At 70.3% G+C, this 21,141-nt stretch carries 7 protein-coding genes; 5 read left to right on the plus strand and 2 right to left on the minus strand.

Annotated features, from left to right (window positions below; genetic code table 11):
* Positions 1–41: 41 nt before the first annotated feature.
* Genes H4F98_RS12830 through H4F98_RS12850 form a run of 5 tightly spaced genes read left to right on the plus strand, consistent with a single transcriptional unit; the run spans position 42 to position 17,395 of the window.
* A complete protein-coding gene (locus tag H4F98_RS12830; RefSeq protein WP_220479208.1) occupies positions 42–7,586 on the plus strand; it encodes a polyketide synthase in 7,545 nt (2,514 codons plus the stop codon).
* A 2-nt stretch (positions 7,587–7,588) separates the two neighbouring features.
* On the plus strand, positions 7,589–14,191 hold the full coding sequence (locus H4F98_RS12835; RefSeq protein WP_182688235.1) for a non-ribosomal peptide synthetase: 6,603 nt from the start codon (positions 7,589–7,591) through the stop codon (positions 14,189–14,191).
* Positions 14,188–15,009 carry an alpha/beta hydrolase family protein gene (locus H4F98_RS12840; RefSeq protein ID WP_182688236.1) on the plus strand — a complete coding sequence of 274 codons (822 nt, stop codon included), beginning with the start codon at positions 14,188–14,190 and terminating at the stop codon, positions 15,007–15,009. The genes H4F98_RS12835 and H4F98_RS12840 overlap by 4 nt, the downstream gene beginning before the upstream one ends.
* Positions 15,006–15,893 carry an alpha/beta fold hydrolase gene (locus H4F98_RS12845; RefSeq protein WP_182688237.1) on the plus strand — a complete coding sequence of 296 codons (888 nt, stop codon included), beginning with the start codon at positions 15,006–15,008 and terminating at the stop codon, positions 15,891–15,893. Before H4F98_RS12840 ends, H4F98_RS12845 begins: the two co-directional genes overlap by 4 nt.
* The gene (locus H4F98_RS12850; protein WP_182688238.1) at positions 15,890–17,395 is read left to right on the plus strand and encodes an oligosaccharide flippase family protein; all 1,506 of its coding nucleotides are present in this window, start codon (positions 15,890–15,892) and stop codon (positions 17,393–17,395) included. The genes H4F98_RS12845 and H4F98_RS12850 overlap by 4 nt, the downstream gene beginning before the upstream one ends.
* On the opposite strand, the gene H4F98_RS16980 is transcribed toward H4F98_RS12850, so the two are convergent.
* Positions 17,284–19,497, minus strand: a complete 2,214-nt coding sequence (locus tag H4F98_RS16980) for a choice-of-anchor Q domain-containing protein (protein WP_182688239.1) — start codon at positions 19,495–19,497, stop codon at positions 17,284–17,286. The genes H4F98_RS12850 and H4F98_RS16980 overlap by 112 nt on opposite strands.
* A gap of 243 nt (positions 19,498–19,740) precedes the next feature.
* On the minus strand, positions 19,741–21,141 hold a 1,401-nt coding region (locus H4F98_RS12860; RefSeq protein ID WP_220479209.1), incomplete at its 5' end, for an NEW3 domain-containing protein.

The raw sequence follows: 21,141 nt of genomic DNA on the forward strand, positions 1-21,141 counted from the left end.
GTGGACAGGATGTTTTCGAACGTCGAGACGGAGTAGGCCGGGTGGATCCGTTCCAGAACCAGGAAGACTATTGGCAGGGGCGGCTTTCGGGGGCCTCGTTGCGGATCGACCTGCCTGTCGCCCGGGACGACGCGCGCCACGCGATCCGGACGCATGTGCCGCTCGACCCCGCTTCCGCCCGCTCGCTCTCCGTCCTGGCCGAACGCCTCGGCGCGACGCCCGCCGACATCGTATTGCTGGCGTGGTCGAGCCTGCTCGCCCGCATCGCTTGCGTCGACGACGTCTGGGTCGCCGCGCTCGGGCCCGGGTTCGACGACGGCGAGGCGGCCTGGTCCGGCCTGGCGCCGATCGCGGTTTCCTGCGCGCGCGGCACGAGCGCAAGCGATTGCATGGCGGGGATGCGGGCGGCCCGGACCGAAGCACGCGCGCACGCAGGCCTGCCGCGCGCGCGATGGGAGACCCTGCTCGGCATGGGCGAGTCGACCGCTGGCCGCGGGTTCCAGGTGGGCTTCCTCGAGATTGCAGGCGCTCGTGATGGCGTCACCGCGGTGCCGCTGCCGCTGGAAGCCTGCGACCTGCTGTTGCAGGTGGCAACGTCGGACGAAGCCGTTGGGATCGACCTCGTCGTGCGGGCGTCGCCGACGGAGGCGACGATGGTGGAGAAAATCGCCGCCTGGCTGTCGCGCTGGATCGCGCTCGTGATCGACGCGCCTGCCACGCCGTTCGGCGCATTGCCGCTGGTCGCCGCGGAAGAGCTTCCCGCGCTGCTCGCGAAGGGTGTACACCAGGTCGACCTGCCACCCGGCACCTGCGTGCACCAGCTTTTCGAGGCTCAGGCGTCTCGCACCCCGGACGCGACGGCCGTGGTGGATGGCGAGCGTCGCCTGGACTACGCGGGGCTCGACCGCCGCGCCAATCGCCTCGCGCGTCGCCTGCGGGCCCTTGGCGCCGGCCCGGGCGCGCGCGTTGCGATCTACCTGGATCGGCAGCTCGAACTGGTGGTCGCCGTTCTCGCGACCCTGAAGGCGGGCGCGGCCTACGTGCCCCTCGACCCGGCCTATCCGGCCGAGCGGCTTCGCCACACCCTGGCCGACAGCGCGCCGGTCGCGGTGATCACACAGGCATCGCTCGGGGACGGCTGGGCGGCCTTGGGCGAGGCGCCGGCGGGAGACGCTGCGGTCCTCGACCTGGAGGCCGGTTCAGCGGCCTGGGACGACCTCCCGGACGACGAGCTGGCGGTCGCCGAAACCGGCGTGCGACCGGAGCACCTGGCGTATGTGCTCTACACCTCTGGTTCGACGGGCAAGCCCAAGGGTGTGGCGATGCCCCATGCGCCGCTGGTGAACCTGGTCCTGTGGCAGAACCGCCAACCGGGACACGAGGTTCCGTTGCGCACGCTGCAGTTCGCCGCGCTGGGCTTCGACGTCGCGTTCCAGGAAGTGTTCAGCACCCTGTGCAGCGGGGGCGAGCTGCACCTCGTCGACGGCGATACCCGGCTGAGCGGCGATCGGCTGTATGCCTTCATCGCCGAACACCGGATCGAGCGGATCTTCCTGCCGTACTTCGCCCTGCAGATGCTGGCCGAAGGACACGCCAATGCAAGCACGGGCGAGGCGCCGGCGCTGCCCGCCTGCGTCCTGCGCGAAGTGGTCACCGCCGGCGAGCAGTTGCGCATCGAGCCACGCATCCGTGCCTTTTTCGAGGCCATGCCGGCCTGCCGCCTGCACAACCATTACGGCCCGACCGAAACCCATGTCGTGACCGCGCTGGCGCTGGACGGCGACCCCTCGCGCTGGCCGCGCCTGCCGTCCATCGGCACGCCGATCGACAATGCCCGCTGCTACCTGCTCGACGCGACCGGGCAGGCCGTGCCCGAGGGCGTGGCCGGCGAGCTGTACCTGGCCGGCCCGGTCGTCGCCCGGGGCTACCTGGGGCGCGATGACCTCACCGCCGAACGCTTCCTGGCCGATCCCTTCGTCGACCGTGCGGACGCGCGCATGTACCGCACCGGCGACCTTGCGTGCTGGCAGGCCGACGGCACGCTGGAATTCCTGGGGCGTCGCGACTTCCAGGTCAAGATCCGCGGCTTCCGCATCGAGCTTGGCGAAGTCGAGGCACAGGTGATGGCCTGTCCGGGCGTGCGCGAGGCCGGCGTGGTGGTCCGCGAGGACACGCCGGGCATGAAGCGCCTGGTGGCGTACTTCACCGCACTCGAACCCGACGCGCCCGTGCGCGTGGACCGGCTGCGCGCGCACCTGCTGGCCTGCCTGCCCGACTACATGGTGCCGGTGGCCTACGTGGCGATGGATGCCATGCCGCTGTCGCCCAACGGCAAGCTGGACCGGGCGCGACTGCCCGCGCCGGGCCGGGGGCGACCGGAATGGGCCGGTGCGTTCGCGCCGGCGCGCAACCCGTCGGAAGCCGCGCTGTGCCGGCTGTTCGCCGAGGTGCTGGACCTGGAGCGGATCGGTCGCGACGACAACTTCTTCGACCTCGGCGGCAGTTCGCTGCTTGCCCTGCACCTGCTGCAGGCGATCCGCCGCGAGGGCCTGGGCGAGGTCGGGGTGACGAGCCTGTTCCGCCTGCCGACGCCGGCCGGACTGGCGCGCGCGCTGGCCGACGCCGGCGACTCCGACGCTGCGTCCTCGCGCTTCGCCTCGGGCGAACGCCGGGGCGAGGCGTCCGATCCGATCGCCATCATCGCCATGGCCGGGCGCTTCCCCGGCGCGGACGACGTGGAGGCCTTCTGGGACAACCTGTGCGAGGGCCGCGATTCGATCAGCTTTTTCGGTGCCGACGAGCTCGATCACTCGATCGACCTCGCCGAGCGCCAGGACCCGGCGTATGTCGCCGCGCGCGGCGTGATCGACGGCGTCGAACTGTTCGATGCCGCGTTCTTCGGCATCAGCCCCCGCGAAGCCGAACTGATGGATCCGCAGCAGCGGATCTTCCTCGAACTGTGCTGGGCGTGCATGGAGCGCGCGGGCCACGTGCCCGGCGCCACCGATGGCCCGGTGGGCGTCTTCGCCGGCATGTACAACGCCAGCTACTTCCAGAAGCACGTTTCGGCGCACCCCGACCGCGTGGAGCGCCTGGGCGCATTCCAGGTGATGCTCGACAACGAGAAGGACTATATCGCCACGCGGGTCGCGCACAAGCTCGACCTCACCGGTCCGGCCATCAGCATCCATACCGCGTGTTCGACGTCGCTGGTCGCCATCGCGCAGGCCGTCGACAGCCTGCGCGCCGGGCGTTGCGACATGGCCCTGGCCGGCGGTGCGTCGATCACGTGCCCGCCACGCAGCGGTTACCGTTACCAGGAAGGCGCGATGCTCTCGCCCGACGGGCATACGCGCAGCTTCGACGTCGATGCCAAGGGCACCGTGTTCTGCGACGGCGCCGCGGTGGTGCTGCTCAAGCGGCTGTCGGCGGCCCTTGCCGACGGCGATCCCATCCATGCGGTGATCCGGGGCGTGGGGATCAACAACGACGGCGGCGACAAGGCGAGCTTCACGGCGCCCAGCAGCGAGGCCCAGTCCGCAGTGATCGCGATGGCGCATGCCGACGCGGGCGTCCCGGCGCGCAGCATCGGCTACGTCGAGGCGCACGGCACCGCCACGCCGCTGGGCGATCCGATCGAGATCGAAGGCCTGACGCGCGCCTTCCGGCGCGGGACCGACGCACGTGGCTTCTGCCGCATTGGTTCGGTCAAGAGCAACGTCGGCCACCTGCTGATCGCGGCCGGGGCGGCGGGGGTGATCAAGACCGCGCTGTCGCTCGAGCACGAGTCGCTCCCGGCGACCCTGCACTTCAACACGCCCAATCCCGCGCTCGAGCTGGACGCGTCGCCGTTCGTGGTGAACGCCGACCGCACGCCCTGGCCACGGGGCGCCGAAGCACGTCGCGCGGGCGTCAGCTCGTTCGGTGTCGGCGGCACCAATGCGCACGTTGTGCTGGAGGAAGCGCCCGTCCGCGAGGCGACGGTGCAGTCCCCGGATCCCAAGCTGCTGGTGCTGTCGGCGCGTACGCCGGCCGCGCTGGCGGCATCGGCCGAGCGGCTTGCCGTCCATCTCGAGCACGCGCCTTCGCTGAACCTCGACGATGTCGCCTGGACGCTCGCGGTCGGACGCAAGGCCTTCGCACACCGGCTTGCGGTGGTGGCCACCGACGCGGCCGACGCGGTGCGCGCACTGCGCGAAAGGGAGACCGTTGCCATCGCATCGCGCAGCCGGCCGGCGCGTGCCTCGCAGGTGGTGTTCATGTTCCCGGGTCAGGGCGCGACCTACGCCCGGATGGGGCTTGGCCTGCGCGAGTGCGAGCCGGCCTTCCGCGAGGCGCTCGATGCCTGCGCCGCGGCGCTGGGCGGGGATTTCGGCTTCGACCTGCTCGAACGCCTGGCAAGCGAGGATCCGCAGGCCCTGCTGCCGACCTCGGTCATGCAGCCGGCGACGTTCGCGATCGAGTATGCGTTGGCCCGCTGGTGGCAGGCCCACGGCATCGAGCCGGTGGCGATGATCGGCCACAGCGTCGGCGAGTTCGTGGCGGCGACCCTGGCCGGCGTTTTCTCACTGGAGGATGCCATCCGCCTGGTTGCCGGTCGCGGTGCGTTGATGCAGGCGCAAGCCCCCGGCGGCATGCTGTCGGTGCGCATGGACGAGGCGGCGCTGGCTGCGCGCCTGCCCGAGGGCGTGTCCCTCGCCGCGGAGAATGCCCCCAACGCCTGCGTCGTCGCCGGGCCGCACGACCGACTTGCCGACTTCCAGGCGAGGCTGGAAGACGAGGGCATCGCCTGCCGCCTGCTGCACACCTCGCACGCCTTCCATTCGGCGATGATGACGCCAGCGGTGGCGCCGTTCCGCGCCGCCGTGGAGGCGGTGGCGCGACATGCGCCGCGCTGCCCGATCGTGTCGACGACGACCGGCACCTGGCTGGACGAGGCACGAGCGGCGTCGGCCGACTACTGGGCCTCGCACCTGCGCGAGCCGGTCCGTTTTTCGCGCGCTCTCCTCACCGCGCTCGAATCGCCGTCGATCGCCCTGCTCGAAGTCGGGCCCAGGACCAATCTCGCCAGCCTTGCGCGCATGCATCCCCAGGTTTCGCGCCAGCACGTGCCGCTGGTGTCCAGCCTGTCCGACGGCAGCACCGACGAGGCCATCGAGCTGCGGCGCGCACTCGGCGCGCTCTGGACCGCCGGCATCGACACCCGCCCGGGGCAGCTGGACACGCGCGGGTCCAAGCGTCGCGTGCGCCTGCCCAGCTATCCCTTCGAAAGCCAGCGCTACTGGCTCGACGCCCCCTCCGCGACCCGCAACGTGGTCCCGCACCCGGCCGCCGTGGCCACCCAGGAGAACCCCATGCCGCACCTCGTCCCGGCGAACGAAGCCGCTTCGACCACGCCGTCGCCCGCCCACCGCCAGGACCGCAAGAGCCGTCTGGTGGGGCAGCTTCGCGAGGCCATCGAAGACGTGTCCGGCATCGACATGGACGATGCCGAGGCCGAAGCCAACTTCATCGAGCTCGGCCTCGACAGCCTGATCCTGACCCAGGTCGCCCTGCAGTTGCAGAAGTCCTTCGGCATGCCGGTGACGTTCCGCCAGCTGATGAGCGATACCTCGACCCTGGCCTCGCTCGCCGACTACCTGGACGCGCGTTTGCCGGCCGAAGTCGAGGCCCCGGCCGAGGTGCCGGCAACGCCCGCCGCCGCGTCCGTGGCCCCCGCGTCGCCGGCCGCCCCTGTCGCCCCCGGCGCGAACGCCGCGGCGCCGGCCGTCTCGCCGTTCCTGACGACCGGGACGGGTGCGGCGGACGGGAGCCTGCTGCAGCAGGTGATCGCGCAGCAGATGCAGCTGATGTCGCAGCAACTGGCCTTGCTGGGCGGTGTCGCCGCCCCGCACTCCGCCGTGGCGGCAGCCGCGCCAACGCAGACGCCCGCGCCCGCTGTCGCGGCCGTCCCGGCCGCGTCCAACCCGGCACCGGCGCCAGCACCCGTGGCCGCGGCGGGCGATGCCGACGAAGACGTCGCGGCGCTCGCGCACACCCGTTACGACATCAAGAAGGCCTTCGGTGCCATCGCGCGCATCGACAGCAATGGGCAGCTGGTGCTGAGCGAGGGACAAAGGGCCGCACTGGATGCGTTCATGGCACGCTACATCGCCCGCACCCCGAACTCGAAGGCCTACACCACGCGCCATCGTCCTCACATGGCCGACCCGCGCGTCGTCAACGGCTTCCGGCCGCTGACCAAGGAGATCGTCTACCAGATCGTCATCGAGCGTTCGCGCGGATCGAAGATGTGGGACATCGACGGCAACCAGTACGTGGATGCGCTCAACGGCTTCGGCATGAGCCTGTTCGGCTGGCAGCCCGACTTCATCGTGGACGCGGTCCGCAGGCAACTCGACCAGGGCATCGACATCGGGCCGCAGCATCCGCTCGCGGGCGAAGTGTCGGAAATGATCTGCGAGCTGACGGGTCACGACCGCGCGGCGCTTTGCAATACCGGCTCGGAAGCGGTGCTGGGCGCGCTGCGTATCGCGCGTACGGTCACCGGTCGCGAGACCCTGGTGGTGTTCAACGGCTCCTACCACGGCATCATCGACGAGGTCATCGTCCGTGGCACCCGCAAGCTGACCTCGGTACCCGCCGCGCCCGGCATCCTGCGCAACACCGCCGAGCACGTGCTGGTGCTGGACTACGGGACCCGGGAGGCGATGCGGATCATCCGCGAGCGCGCCCACGAGATCGCGGCGGTGCTGGTTGAGCCGGTGCAGAGCCGTCGCCCCGACTTCCGTCCCGTGGCCTTCCTGAAGGAACTGCGCGAGGTCACCGCCGAGGCCGGTGCCGCGCTGATCTTCGATGAGGTCATCACCGGTTTCCGCGCGCACCCGGGCGGTACCCAGGCGATGTTCGGCGTCAAGGCCGACATCGCGACCTACGGCAAGGTCGTCGGTGGCGGCCAGCCGATCGGCGCCATCGCCGGCAAGCGCGAGTTCATGGACGCGCTCGACGGCGGGCAGTGGGAGTACGGCGACGACTCCGTGCCCACCGTCGGCGTGACCTACTTCGCCGGTACCTTCGTGCGCCACCCCATGGCGCTGGCCGCGGCGCACGCCGTGCTCACCGAGATGAAGCGGCAGGGCGGGGCGCTGCAGGAAGGACTCAACGCGCGCGTCACCGCGATGGCCGAGGAGATCAACGCGTTCTGCGCAAGCCGCGGTGCGCCGGTCGAGGTACGCCACTTCGCCTCGGTCTGGAAGACCTTCTTCCTCGAGGACCATCCGCTGCAGGACCTGTTGTTCCCGATGATGCGCAGCCGTGGCATCCACATCCTCGACAACTTCCCCTGCTTCCTGACCACCGCGCACGACGACGCCGACTTCCGCGCGATCATCGAAGCGTTCAAGGCTTCCATCGTGGAGCTGCAGGAGTCCGGCTTCCTGCCCGGCAAGGCCGCCGCCACCATGGCGGCGATGGACGCGGCGGCGCCGCCGGTGCCGGGCGCACGCATCGGTCGCGATCCGGAAGGGCGCCCGGCGTGGTACGTCGCCGACCCCGACCGCCCGGACCAGTACGTCAAGGTGGGTTGATGGTGGGCCAGGCATCGAATCCGTCCAGGGACGGGATTGGCGAAGCGGTCGACTACGATCCCTTCGCCGGCGGTCCGATCGAGCGCGTCGTCCCCACCACCGAGCCGCAGCGCGAGTTGTGGCTCGCCTCGCGGCTCGGCGACGAGGCGTCCCTGGCCTACAACGAGTCGGTGTCGCTGCACTTCGACGGCGACCTCGATCGCGTCGCCCTGGCCCGCGTCCTGGCATCGCTTTACCGACGGCACGATGCCCTGCGTGCCTGCTTCGGTGCCGACGGCGAGACCATGTGCGTCGCCCAGGCGGGTGCCTTCGAGACGGCCGAACACGACTTCACGGCACTCGACGCCGACGCGCTCGCGCGGGCCGTCGATGAGCGACTGCGCGCCAGCGTCGACACCCCCTTCGACCTGCTCCACGGCCCGCTGTTCCGTGCCGAGCTGCTGTGCCTGCCGGGCGGGCGGCACCGGCTGGTCCTGAGCGCGCACCATATCGTCTGCGACGGCTGGTCGTGGTGGGTGATGGTGCGCGAACTCGGCAGCCTCTACGCGCAGGCCATCGGCCATGGCGGCGAGCCGCTGCCGGCACCGGTCGCGTTCTCCGACTACGCGATGTCGCGAGGCGATGCCGCCGCCACGGCCTTCCTCGCCGCGGACGAAGCGTTCTGGACGTCCCGCTTCAAGGACGGCGCGCCGGTGCTCGAACTGCCGCTGGACCGGCCGCGGCCCGTGAGGCGTACTTCGGCGTCGCGACGTTACGACCATGTATTCGACGCGGACCTCCTGCGCGAGGTTCGGCAGATGGGTGCGCGGCGGGGCAGCAGCCTGTTCGCGACCCTGCTGGCAGGCTTCGCCGGACTGATGGCGCGACTGTCCGCGCAGGAGGACGTGGTGGTCGGGATCCCGGCCGCCGGGCAGTCGGTGGACGGGCATGGTGGCCTGGTCGGGCATTGCGTGAACCTGCTGCCCCTGCGATTCGCAATCGCGCCCGAAGCGCCCTTCGAAGCGCTGCTGGGTTCGGCGCAGGGCGTGCTGCTGGATGCCCTCGACCACCAGCGCTACACCTTCGGCACCCTGCTGCAGCGCCTCAGGCTGGCCCGCGATCCCGCGCGCCTGCCGCTGGTCAGCGTGATGTTCAACATCGACCAGGCCCTGGACCAGGAGAGCAACCGGTTCCCCGGGCTGGGCCTGGAATTCGACTGCAATCCGCGCAGCCACGAGAACTTCGAGCTGTCGATCAACGCCGTGCAGGCGCACGGCGAGCTGCGCCTGGAATGCCAGTACAACACGGACCTGTTCGACGAGGCCACGATCCGTCGCTGGATGTCGGCGTACGAGGCGATGCTGCGCCAGGCCACCCGGCAGCCGGGGACGGCGCTCGCGGCCCTGGAGCTGCTCGACGGTCCGGCGCGGATGGAACTGTCGGCGCTGCAGCCGGCCGCGGTCGGCCGCGACCGCGAGCAGCGGATGCACGAGTATTTCGAGCGGCAGTGCGACCTCGCCCCGCATCGGATCGCGCTCCGCCATGGCGACACCGAATGGGATTACCGCACGCTCGAGTCGCGGGCCAACCGCGTCGCCCACCTGCTCAGGCAGCACGGCGTGCACGCCGGCAGCCTGGTCGGCCTCGCCCTGGAGCGCGGCCCCGACATGGTCGCCTGCCTGCTGGGCGTGCTCAAGGCCGGCGCAGGCTACGTGCCGCTCGACCCCAAGTTCCCCGCCGACCGCCTGGCCTACATGGCCGGCGACGCCGGTCTGGCGGCGCTGCTGACCCAGCAGGCATCCGCGCCCGTGTTCGACCTGCGCGGCCGGCCGGTGCTGGTCATGGAGCAGATTGAAGCGCAGCTCGCGGCGATGCCCGACACCCGCCTGGGGCGCGATCCGCAGGCGGCCGGCCCCGATTCGGTCGCTTACGTGATCTATACCTCGGGCTCGACCGGCCGGCCCAAGGGCGTGCAGGTCCCGCATGGCGCGGTGGGCAACTTCCTGGTCGCCATGCAACGCGAGCCGGGCCTCGCGGCGGACGATCGCCTGCTGGCGGTGACGACGCTGTCGTTCGATATCGCGGTGCTGGAACTCATGCTGCCGCTGAGCGTCGGGGCCGCCGTGGTGATGGCCGATCGCGATACCGCGATGGACGGCGAGGCGCTCGCACGCCTCGCGCGCGACGCCGGCGTCACCTGCATGCAGGCCACGCCCTCCACCTGGCGGTTGCTGGTGGAAGCCGGCTGGCAGGGCGGCGAAGGCTTCGTGGCGCTGTGCGGCGGCGAACCCCTGCCGCCCGACCTCGCCGGCGAACTGCTGGCGAGGACCGGGGCCTTGTGGAACATGTACGGGCCCACCGAAACCACGGTGTGGTCGACCTGCGCGCGGGTCAGCGCGGACGCGCGGGGGCGGCCCGACATCCATATCGGTCGTCCCGTGGCCAACACGCGCGTCTGGATCCTCGATGCACGCGCGCGGCCGTGCCCGCGCGGCGTCCCGGGCGAGATATGCATCGCCGGCGAGGGCGTGACCCTGGGCTACCTTCAGCGACCGGAACTGACCGCGGACCGCTTCGTCGACGTCGAGGGCCTTCCGGTCGCGGACGGCGTCACCGAACACCTGTACCGGACCGGCGACCTCGGCCGCTGGCGGCCCGACGGCATGCTCGAGCACCTGGGGCGCCTCGACCACCAGGTCAAGGTGCGCGGCTACCGCATCGAGCTGGGTGAGATCGAATCCGTGCTGGCCAACCACCCCGCGGTGTCCCGTGCGGTGGTCGTGGTGCGCGAGGACCGTCCCGGCGACGTCCGCCTGGTGGCGTACGTGGTCGCGGACGCGGGCACGGTGGCGGACGACGCGGGCCTGAAGGCGCATCTCGCGCAGACCCTGCCCGAGTACATGCTGCCCCAGCATTTCATCGCGCTGGCGGCGATCCCCCTGCTGCCGAACGGCAAGATCGACCGAAGGGCACTGCCCGCGCCCCTCGCCGCCGAGGCGCCGGTGGCGCGGATCGCGCCGCGCAGCCCGACCGAGGCCACGATCGCCACGGCCATGGCCGGGATGCTGGGCCTGGAGCGCATCGGCGTGGAGGACGATTTCTTCGCCCATGGCGGTCATTCCCTGATCGCCGCGCGCCTGGTGTCGCGCATCAACCGCGAGCTGGATGCGTCGCTGACCCTGCGCTCGCTGTTCGACGCGCCGACCGTCGCGCGCCTGGCGATGCTCGTGGACGGCGCCGGGGCGGCGCCCGCGGCGTCCGCTCGCGGCGAGATCCAGGCACGCGCCGACCAGCAGCGCGCCCCGCTGTCGCCGGTGCAGGAACGCCTCTGGGTGCTCGAGCAGATGCAGCCCGGGCGGGTGACCTACAACACCCCGTCGGCCCATCGCCTGCGCGGACCGTTGGACCATGCCGCGTTCGAGCGCGCGTTCCAGGCCATGGTCTGCCGGCAGACCTCGTTGCGCACGGTGATCGTGCTCGACGACGGCGGCCCGTGCCAACGGGTGCGCGACGACATCGACGCCGCGCTTCCGATCCACGACCTCTCCACCCTCGACGAGGGCGACCGCGAGCCGGCCCTGCGCGAACGCATGGAGGCGCTGATCGCCGAGCCCTTCGACCTGGAGCGGGGCCCGCTGTTCGTCGCCAGGCTCTACCGCTTGTCCGAGCGCGACCACGTCCTGTTCTTCATGACCCACCACGTGATCTGGGACGGCTGGTCGTTCGACGTCTTCTACACCGAGATGTCCGCGCTCTACGAGGCGTTCCGCAAAGGCGAGCCGCCGGCCCTCCCGCCGTTGCGCCTGAGCTACGGCGACGTCGCCGCCTGGTACCAGGAGTGGCTGCGCGGCGAGGCGCTCGATCGCCAGCTGGACTTCTGGAAAGAGCACCTGGCCGGTGCGCTGGAGCCCTTGCGCCTGCCGCTGGACAAGCCGCGTCCGCCGGAGGCGAGCGGCGCCGGCGACATCGAGTGGCTCAGCATCGACCGCGCGACCGCCGACGCCGCGCGCGCGCTCGGCACGCGAAGCGATGCCACGCTCTTCATGGTCCTGCTGTCCACCTACTACCTCTTCCTGCACCGTTTGTCCGGCCAGGACGACCTGGTGGTCGGCCTGCCGGTCCGCAACCGCGACAGCGAAGAGCTCGAGTCCATCATGGGCTTCTTCGTGAACATGCTGCCGGTGCGCTTGCGCATTACGCGGGGCATGCCGTTCCAGGCGCTGCTTGGACAGGTGCGGCGCGCCGTGCTCGACGCGTTCTCGCATCCCGACGTGCCCTTCGACCGCCTGCTGCAGGCCCTGGACGTGCCCCGCGACCCGAGCCATGCGCCGATCTACCAGTCGAGCTTCTCCTTCCAGGACGTGCGCATGCGCCGCACGCACTGGGCCGAGCTCGAGCACGAGCACCTGCTGGTGTTCCAGAAGGCGAGCGCCGGCGACCTGGGCCTGTGGTTCCTGGAGCACGGCCAAGGGCTGTCGGGTGTCATGAGCTTCAATACCGACGTGCTGACGGCGGCTTCGGCCCGCTTGTTCAACCAGCGCTTCTGCAGCCTGCTGAAAGCCGTCATCGCGACGCCGGACATGCCGGTCGATACGCTCGACGCGCAATGCGAGGCCGACCGCGATCTCGCGCGCATCGCCAACGCGACCTGGCGCGAGCTGCCCGAGGAGCCCACCGTCGGGCGCTGGTTGTCCGGACGCGCTTCGGCCTGGGCTTCCCGCCCGGCCGTCCGCTTCGGCGACGTCGCATGGACCCATGGCCGACTGCACGAACGAAGTCTTCGCATCGCGGCATGCCTGCGGGCCCTGGGTGCGCGCCGCGATTCGCGCGTCGGCATCTGCATGCATCGTGGACCGGACATGGTCGCGGCGATGCTGGCGGCGCTGCGACTGGGCGTGGCTTACGTGCCCATGGACCCGGACTATCCCCGCGACCGCCTGCAGTTCATGGTCGACGATGCGCGCCTGGCGCTGATCGTCAGCGAAGCCGGCCTGTGCACGGCGCTGGAGTTGCCGCATACGCGCGTGTTCGAGGTCGACACCGAAGCGGCGCTCCTGGCGCGCACCGATCCGCTTCCGGAGACGACCGACCTGGCGGCCCCGGATTCGGTCGCCTACGTGATCTACACCTCCGGCTCCACCGGTCGCCCGAAGGGCGTGCAGGTCCCGCACCGGGCCGTCGTCAATTTCCTGCAGAGCATGCAGCATGCCCCCGGCCTCGAGGCAGGCGATCGCCTGCTGGCGGTGACGACCACCTCCTTCGACATCGCGGTGCTCGAGCTGTTCCTTCCGCTCGCCGTCGGAGCCGAGACCGTACTGGCGGATCGCGACACGGCGGTCGATGCTTTCGAGTTGGCGTCGTTGCTCGATTCCAGCGGTGCGACGTTCATGCAGGCCACGCCGTCGACCTGGCGCATGCTGGTCGGCACGGGGTGGCGGCCGGCCGGGACCTTCAAGGCCCTGTGCGGTGGCGAGCCGCTCGCGCCGGACCTGGCCGACGCCCTTCGCGGATGCTGCAGCGAAGTCTGGAACATGTACGGGCCCACCGAGACCACGGTCTGGTCGACGTGCTGGAAGGTGCAGCCGGACGAGGCGGGCATCAGCATCGGCGTGCCCATCGACAACACCACCGTGCACGTGCTCGACGCGGCAATGCAGCCGTGCCCGCCGGGCGTATCGGGCGAGATATGCATTGGCGGCGCCGGCGTCGCCCTCGGGTACCTGGATCGCCCGGAGCTGACCGCGGAGAAGTTCATCGCCGATGCGTTCGGCGGCGAGGGCGCGCAGTCCGGCCCGGGACGCCTGTACCGGACCGGCGATCGCGGGCGCTGGCGCAGCGACGGCATGCTCGAGCACCAGGGGCGCTTCGACCACCAGGTCAAGCTGCGCGGCCATCGCATCGAGTTGGGCGAGATCGAGGCCGCGCTGATGGCCCACGATTCGGTGTCGCGCACCGTCGTGGCCACGCGGGAAGACCGTCCCGGCGACGTCCGCCTGGTCGCCTACGTGGTGCCGGCGACCCACCAGGCGGTTTCGACGCAGGCGCTGGGCGAGTACCTCCGCGCGCGCCTGCCGGTGTACATGCTTCCCCAGCACATCGTCGTCCTTGGATCGCTGCCGCTGCTGCCCAACGGCAAGATCGACCGTCACGCGTTGCCGTCGCCGAATCCGGCAGACGAGGCCCGCGCTGCGACGGGCGCGGACGCCGGATCCCCGGTCGCGGCGCCGGCACCTGACGCTGCCGTAGCGGCTCGGCCGGACGGCCGCCTGTCCGCGACCGCGCGGCCGGCCCGCCACGCGTCCTCCGCCAGCGCCCGGGTACGTTACCTGATGGGTGTATGGGAAGAGTTGCTGGGCGTGGACGTCCTGGCCACCGACAACTTCTTCGACCTGGGGGGGCATTCGATGCTGGCGGTACAGATGGCCAACCGCGTGGCGCGCGACACCGGCGTTCGCTTGAAACTGATGCGCCTGGCGAGCCTGAGCCTCGAACAGGTGGCCGAAGCGCTGCCCGACATGGACGCGAGCGTCGAGCTTGGCGAGGACCCGGTCCCGCAACCCTTCCTGTCCAGGCTGCGACGCCGGGTGGAACGCTGGATGGGCAAGGGGGCGAAGGCGGCGCCATGAGCGAGCCCTTCTTCTTCGGCGACGAAGCGCGGGCCCTGTTCGGCATGCTGCATTCCCGTCGCAGCGCCCGCATGGCTCCGGCGTCGAGCACCGGCAAGCCGGCCTGCGTGGTCTGCGCGCCGCTGCTGCAGGACGCGACGCGGATCCAGCGGGCCATGTGGCACCTGGCCGAATCGCTCGCCGAGGCGCAGCACGACGTGCTTCGCTTCGACTGGTACGGCAGCGGGGACTCTGCGGGCGACGGCGCCGATCTCCGCCTGGAGGGCATGGCGGAGGACCTCGAGGCTGCGATCGTCGAACTTTCGACGTCCACGCGAGCCGGGCGACTGAGCGTGCTCGCCTTCCGCAGTGCGGCGCTACCGGTGCTGGCCCACGCGACAGCATCGAAATCCCCGGTGGACCTGGTCCTTTGGGATCCGATACTGGATGGCGCGGCCCTCGTCGAGGATTGGCAGCGCCAGCAGGTCGAGCAGTTGACGGTGGCCGGTCGCTACCCGTTCGGCACGCCTGCATCGGAGCCGGGGGAACTCATGGGGCACGAAGTGGGCGACGCACTCCTCGACGCGTTGCGATCCACCGACCATTCGCGCGTGGGACTGCCGGCCGGCAGCCGGATACTGGTGGCCGCGTGGCGCGAATCCCAGTGCCTGTCCGCGTTCATCGAGTGGCAGCGTGGCCAAGGCATCGAGGTGGAGTGCCTCTGGCTCGACGCCGGGGAAACGCCCGCGTTCGACGTGCCGCGCCAGTTCGAAGCGCAGGTATTCCCGCGTCGCAGCGTCGGCATGCTGGTCGAGCGCATCACGGGCATGGCGGCATGAACGCCGAAATCAGGCAGTGGCCCGTGACGCGGCGGCATCGCAATGCGCAGGGCGAAAGCGCGCACCGCTTCGGTCCCGGCCTGGTGGGCGTCCTGCACCGCCCCTGCCATGAAGCCGGGCACGTGCAGCCGGTGGCCGTGATCCTGCTCAATGCCGGGCTCACCGGGCGCGCCGGACCCTACCGGGAGTACGTCATGATGGCGCGCGCGCTCGCGCGCGCGGGCTTCACCGTGTTCCGCTACGACCAGTCGGGACTGGGCGACAGCCTGGCGCCGATGCAGCAGGCCGGCGATCGTCGCCAGCGCGAAGCGCGCGCGGCCATGACCCTGGTGGGGGCGGAAACCGGCCTGATGCGCTTCGTGATGGGCGGCCTGTGCTCCGGCGCGGACGACGCCTTCCACCTCGCCGGCGACGATCCACGCATCGTCGGCACGATCCTGCTGGACGGCATCGGCTACCGCACCCCGCAGTTCTGGCTGCGCCATGTGGCGCCGCGACTGCTCAGCCCCCGGCGCTGGGTCTCGCTGCTGGCCAGGCTGCGCGCCCGCGGCGGTGGTGGTGCGCCCACGCTGCTGGACTACCGCGACTTCCCCGAGCAGGCGCATGCCCGTTCGCAACTGCGCGCCCTCGTCGATCGCGACGTGCGCCTGTTGTGCATCTACACCTCCGGCAGCTACTACTACGTCAACCACGCGGGCCAGCTGGCGGGCGCCCTGGGCCCGGCGGCACGCGCGCGCCAGGTGAGCGTGGAGTTCTGGCGCGACTGCGACCACACCTTCTACCTCCGCCGCGACCGGTCGAGGCTGCTCGCGCGGACCGTGGCGTGGATGCGCGACAACTTCGGTACCGACGAGGCATCCCCGCGCCTCGCGGCGATGCCATGAGCCGCGACGCACTGGGCGTGGCGACGCACTACCGTCGCTACGCCACCGGAAACGCGCTCACCCTGCTTGCGGGGCTGGTCTCGTTCCCCCTGCTGACCCGCTTGCTGGACAACACGCAGTACGGCATGTTCGGCTACTACGGCGCGTGGATCCTGATGGCGATCGCCGTGGGTAAGTTCGGCGCCCAGCATGCCATCCTGCGCTTCTATCCCCACGATGGCGGCGCGCGCGAGCTGCGCGCGTTCGCGACCAACCTGTTCTACGTGCCGCTGGGGCTTGCGTTCGTCGTCTGGGCGCTGGTCGTCGCCGGGATGGTGCTGGTCGACGCGATCAGCGGCGAGCGGCAGGGGACCATGTTCTGGCTCGTGGTGGCGATGGCGCCGATGGCGGTCTTCTCCAGCCTGGTCGATACCGTCCAGAAGGTCACCGAGCGTTCGCAACTGGTGATGTACCTGCGCATCAGCAGCCGCTGGGTCGAGTTGCTGCTGATGCTCGGCGCGGTGTTGCTGGTGCAGGCGAGCGCGGTCGCCGCGTACTCCGGCAAGCTCGCCACCACGCTCCTGTTCGGCGTCTTCTACATCCTGTGGATGCGCCGGCACCTGAACTTCTCGCGCGCCGACATCAACCTGTCAGAGACGCGTGCCGCGCTCATGTTCGGCATGCCGATGGCATTGAGCGAGATCATCTCGGTGACCCTGGTGTCTCTCGACCGCTGGATGCTCAAGGACATCACCGGCGACTTCGCGCTGGTGGGCGTCTACAGCATCGGGTCATCGCTGGCGATGCAGGTGAGCCTGTTCATGAATGCTTCGGTGTTCGAGGCCTTCCTGCCCACGGCCAATCGCGTGTACGTCACCGAAGGCGACACGGCGCTGCGCGAGCTCAAGTCCCGCGTGCTCGTGCCGATGACCTATGGCGCGGCGTGTGTCGCTGTGCTGCTTGGACTGTTCGGCAGCGACCTGATCCTGGTCGCCAGCGGCGTCGACAAGATCGCTTCGGGACCCATCTTCTCGTTGCTCGCGATCGTCTGCGTGCTGCAACCGGTGTTGCTGCTCGCAGGCTACGGGCTGCTGCTCGAGAAACGCTCGAAGACGGTGTTGGCGCTGGTGTTCCTCAGCCTGCTGTTGAACGGCGTACTCAACTACCTCTGGATACCCGCCCACGGCGTGATGGGCGCGGCCTGGGCCACGGTGGCAAGTTCGAGCGCCCTGGGTCTTGCTCACTGCGTCGTGGTCAAGCGCTCCCTGCTTTGCCTGCCCGACCGCCGCAGCATCCTCGGTGCGGCGGTGGCGGTCGCGCTGGTGGTGCTGTTCGAGCGCTGGTTGGACCGGCAAGGCATGCCTGCCGGTTGGGCGAGGTTGCTGCTGGGCGGCGGGTCGGCCGGAAGCCTCTACCTGGCGAGCGTGCTGGTGCTGGACGCCAGGGCGCGTGAGCTGGTCCGGGGCGTGCTGCGTTCCGCCAGGGGGCGAGTCATTTCCCCGCGCTCGGGCAACACGGGCTGAGCGCGTTCGCCCGAGTTCGATGCCGGCTCGATCGCCGGTTCGGGCGCCGAGGCCGATGTCCCCGGAGCGACCTCCACCCGCGATGCTTGCGTGGCATGCGCGGCCTGTTCGCCGGGTGTGTCCGCGCGTCCGTCCTCCTTCCAGCGGTCCACGAAGAAGTCCGCCGCCGCCATCAGCCAGCGCGGCTGCTGGGTGAAGGTCCGCCACGCGAGCTCCAGCGGTCGATCCCGCAGGTTCGCTGCAGGCGCATTCCAGGCGCGCGCGCGGGCGAGCGAGAGGAAACGACCCAGGGTGGACCATGCGCGCGACACCTTGTCAGCGGCCGGTACGCTGGAATCGGCGTCGTCCGTCGTGCCCGCGACGGGCGTGGCCGGCGCCGCGGTCGACGTGCTGGCGCTGCCTCCACTGCCCAGTTGCTTCAACTGCGGGGGCAGGGGCTTGCTGATGCTGGGCGGCGGGTGGCCGCTGGACACCTGGACTTCGATCGCCCCGATGTCGGCGGCGCTGCCGGACGGGCGCGCATTGCCGTAGAAGTCCTTGTCCAGTCCGGCCAGGTAAGGCGCCTTGTCGATCAGCGGGCTGCCCGACTGGGGCGTGGCGTCGAAGTTGCCGATGGCGGTGGACGCGATACGGGGGTTGCTGCAGGTGCTGCCGCTCGGGCACTGGCCCTGCTTCACGTTGTAGAAGAGGTTGCCCGAATACGTGAGCCTGGCGCTGGAGTTGTAGGCGTAGTGACCGCAGGTGAGCTCGCCCGTGTTGCCCTGGAGATCCGAGCGCCAGTCGACCTGGCCGATGAGCGCGTTGTTCTGGATGTTGAGGCTGGAGGTGGACGAGCCGCCCTCGCTGAGGATCAGGCAATCGCCCTGGCCGGTGATGGTGTTGTGGCGGATGGTGATGTCCTGGCCTGCGACGAGTCCGACCGAGATCGCATTGCCCAGCGCCCGGCACTGGTCGTCGGACTTCATCGAGTCGCGGCCATTGAAGTAGGCGCAGTTGCCGACCACGACCGAGTTCTCGATCAGCGTCTTGCCCAGCGTCTTGAGCTGGTTGCCGGCGTTGCCGGCTGCGTGGGTGCGGCGCACGGTGACGGAGGAGTTGCTGCCGCCGTCCATGTACAGCAGGTCCAGGCCGTCGGATGTGTTGTGGTGGATGTAGGAATCCTCGATCAGCCAGTGACCGCCCGTCTTCGCGGTGCCAAGGCCATCGCCATAGCCGCTGGCGGTCTGCGCCCAGCAGGCCCAAGGCGAGCGGGACTGCCACTTCTCGCCACAGCCGTTCCAGGCGATCTCCACGCCGCGCAGGATGATGTTGCCGCTGTTGGAACTGCCCGAGCCGATGTCGCCGTCCCAACCGGCCCAGCCGTTGGCGACGATCTTGACGTTCTCCACGGTCCAGTCGGTCAGCCCGCCGGCGACGATGCCGCGGTTGGCCATGCCGTGGATGTCGAGGTGGTGCAGGTACACGTTCTTCGAGTTGGACGCCATGATGCCCACGCCGGCCCATTGGCCGTAGGGCGTGCTGTCGCGCTTGCAGCGCGCCGAGGCATCGCTGTGGAATTCGACGCAGTCGCTCTGGTCGGTGATCTCGAGGTTGCCGATCTCGACGTTCGAGCTTCCGGTCAGGTTGAGCATGTACTGGACACGCTCGGTGCCCCAAAGGCGGGGCTTGTTGCTGGCGCTCGTGCCGAGGATGCGCGTGCGGCTGGTCGCGCTGGGGCCGCTGGGGATCGGCGGCAGGTAGCAGTCGTAGCGCCCGCCGTCGTAGCAGCGGCCGCCGGAGGCGCCGGGGGCGCCCCAGCCGAGCATGTAGCTCCCGGGTGTGATGTACACGGTGTCGCCGCCCACGATCCGCGCGCTGCCGCCGGCCGGCAGCGCCTGGTGCAGGGAATTCCAGGCGCAGGCCTGGTTGCTGCCCGAGCCGGGATAGGCGGCGTTCGACTTGCCGGTGCACTGGGCGGCGCTGCCGCCGTCGGTGCGGACATAGTAGGTGGTCGCCTGGGCGGCGCCGGTGCCCAGGCCCAGCAGGAGGAGACAGCCGGCGAGGCGGCCACGAAGCGGTCGGGCAATGGACGCGAAATGCGGTGAAGTGCTGCGAAGTGTCACGAATACGGCTCCAAAGATCGGGGGAAGGCTTCGGAAGGGACGGCGAGCGGCAAGTGTTGGCGGTTTTTTGTCCAGCTTCTGCAGAATGGGGCACAAATACGGCAAATCCGGGTTTGTGAATACTGTTTTGGCCAACTTAAACCGCGGAAATTTCGAGCCTTTTTCATGTCTAAGTGACGAGCGTCACAAAAATACGGGCGGCTCTGGGCCGCCCGTAGGGGTGTCGCACGTCCCAAGCGTGGGTCAGCGCACCTGGAACGTCGTCTCGTCGGTTGTCGAGACGCTACCCCGCGATGCCGTGGCACGGACGGTGTAGGTTCCCGACGGCGCCCACCACCACCAGCGGCTGAGCGTGCCCGACGCCGTGGCCTGGCCGTTGGCGTTCGCGGTGGCGGTGTAGGTCTCGCTCGCCCCGTAGGGGTTGGTGACCACGAAGCTCACGTTGGCACCGCCCGCGGCCTGGCCATCGAGCAGCACGCGCGAGGTCATGCGCACGGTGTCGCCGCGACGGTAGGTGCCCTTGTCCGTGCTCAGGGACTGTTCGAGCTCGCCGGCCGGCGGCGGTTGCGGCGCCTGGACCGCGTAGCTGGCCGAAGCATTGGCGGTATGGATGCCGCCCACGGGGCTGCCGGTGCCTGCGCCAATGGAATACGTGCCGGCGCCGGCCGTTGCCGCCGAGGTGACGTCGAGCGTCGCGCTGGTGCTCGCGCCCGGGGCCAGGGTGGCCGTGCTCTTGCTGAGCGTCCCGGTCCAGCCACCCGGCACGCTGCGCGCCAGGTTGAAGCTGGTGCTGGTGCACGCGCTGCTGTCGCGATTGGTCACGTTGAGCGTGTAGCGTACGGTGCTGCCGGCCGCGACGCCGCCGCTGGGGCCGCTGAGGCTGAAGGACGGCGCGGCACGGGTGCAGGTCGCCGCGGGCGCGGCCACGTTGTAGGTCGTCGAGGCGTTGCGGGTATGGATGCTGCCATTGGCGCTGCCGATGCCGACGCCAACGCCATATCCGCCCTGCGTGGCCGACGCCGGGGACACGACGCTCAACGTGGTGCTGGCCGACGCACCCGGCGCAAGCGTCAGGGTGCTCTTGCCCAGGGTGCCGGTCCAACCCGAAGGCACGCTGCGCGCCAGGTTGAAGGTGGTGCTGGCGCACGCGCTGCTGTCCTGGTTGGAGAGCGTCACCGTGTAGCTGACCGTCGAACCGGCCGCGACCGCGGCGGTGGAGCCGCCCAGCGCCAGCGACGGTGCGTTGCGGCTGCAGCTGGGCGTCGGCGTGCCGCCGCCGGACTGGCGTTCGACGGCCCCGATGTCGGCGGCCGCGCCGGAGGGGCGCGGGTTCTTGAAGAAGTCGTTGGTGATCGCGCTCAGGTAGGGCGCCTTGTCGACCAGCGGACTGCCCTCGAGCGGGGTGGCGTCGAAGTCGGCCATCGCGGTGCGGGTGAGGCGCGGATCGCTGCAGACGCTGCCGGAGGGGCACTGGCCCGACTTGACGTTCCAGAACGCATTGCCGCTGTAGCTCAGCACCGCGCTGGAGTTGTAGGCGTAGTGGCCGCAGGCCAGCTCGCCGGGGTTGCCGGTCGCGTTGCCGCGCCAGTCGACCTGGCCGACGAGCACGTTGTTCTGGATGCTCAGGGTCGAGGACGAAGAACC

Origin of the sequence: Marilutibacter spongiae (assembly GCF_014145325.1) — a bacterium.
Classification (GTDB): domain Bacteria; phylum Pseudomonadota; class Gammaproteobacteria; order Xanthomonadales; family Xanthomonadaceae; genus Marilutibacter; species Marilutibacter spongiae.

Bases quoted from the DNA above. Each gene is read 5' to 3' on its own strand.
- H4F98_RS12840 (WP_182688236.1), top strand. From the start codon at position 14,188: ATGAGCGAGCCCTTCTTCTTCGGCGACGAAGCGCGGGCCCTGTTCGGC.
- H4F98_RS12845 (WP_182688237.1), top strand. From the start codon at position 15,006: ATGAACGCCGAAATCAGGCAGTGGCCCGTGACGCGGCGGCATCGCAAT.
- H4F98_RS12850 (WP_182688238.1), top strand. From the start codon at position 15,890: ATGAGCCGCGACGCACTGGGCGTGGCGACGCACTACCGTCGCTACGCC.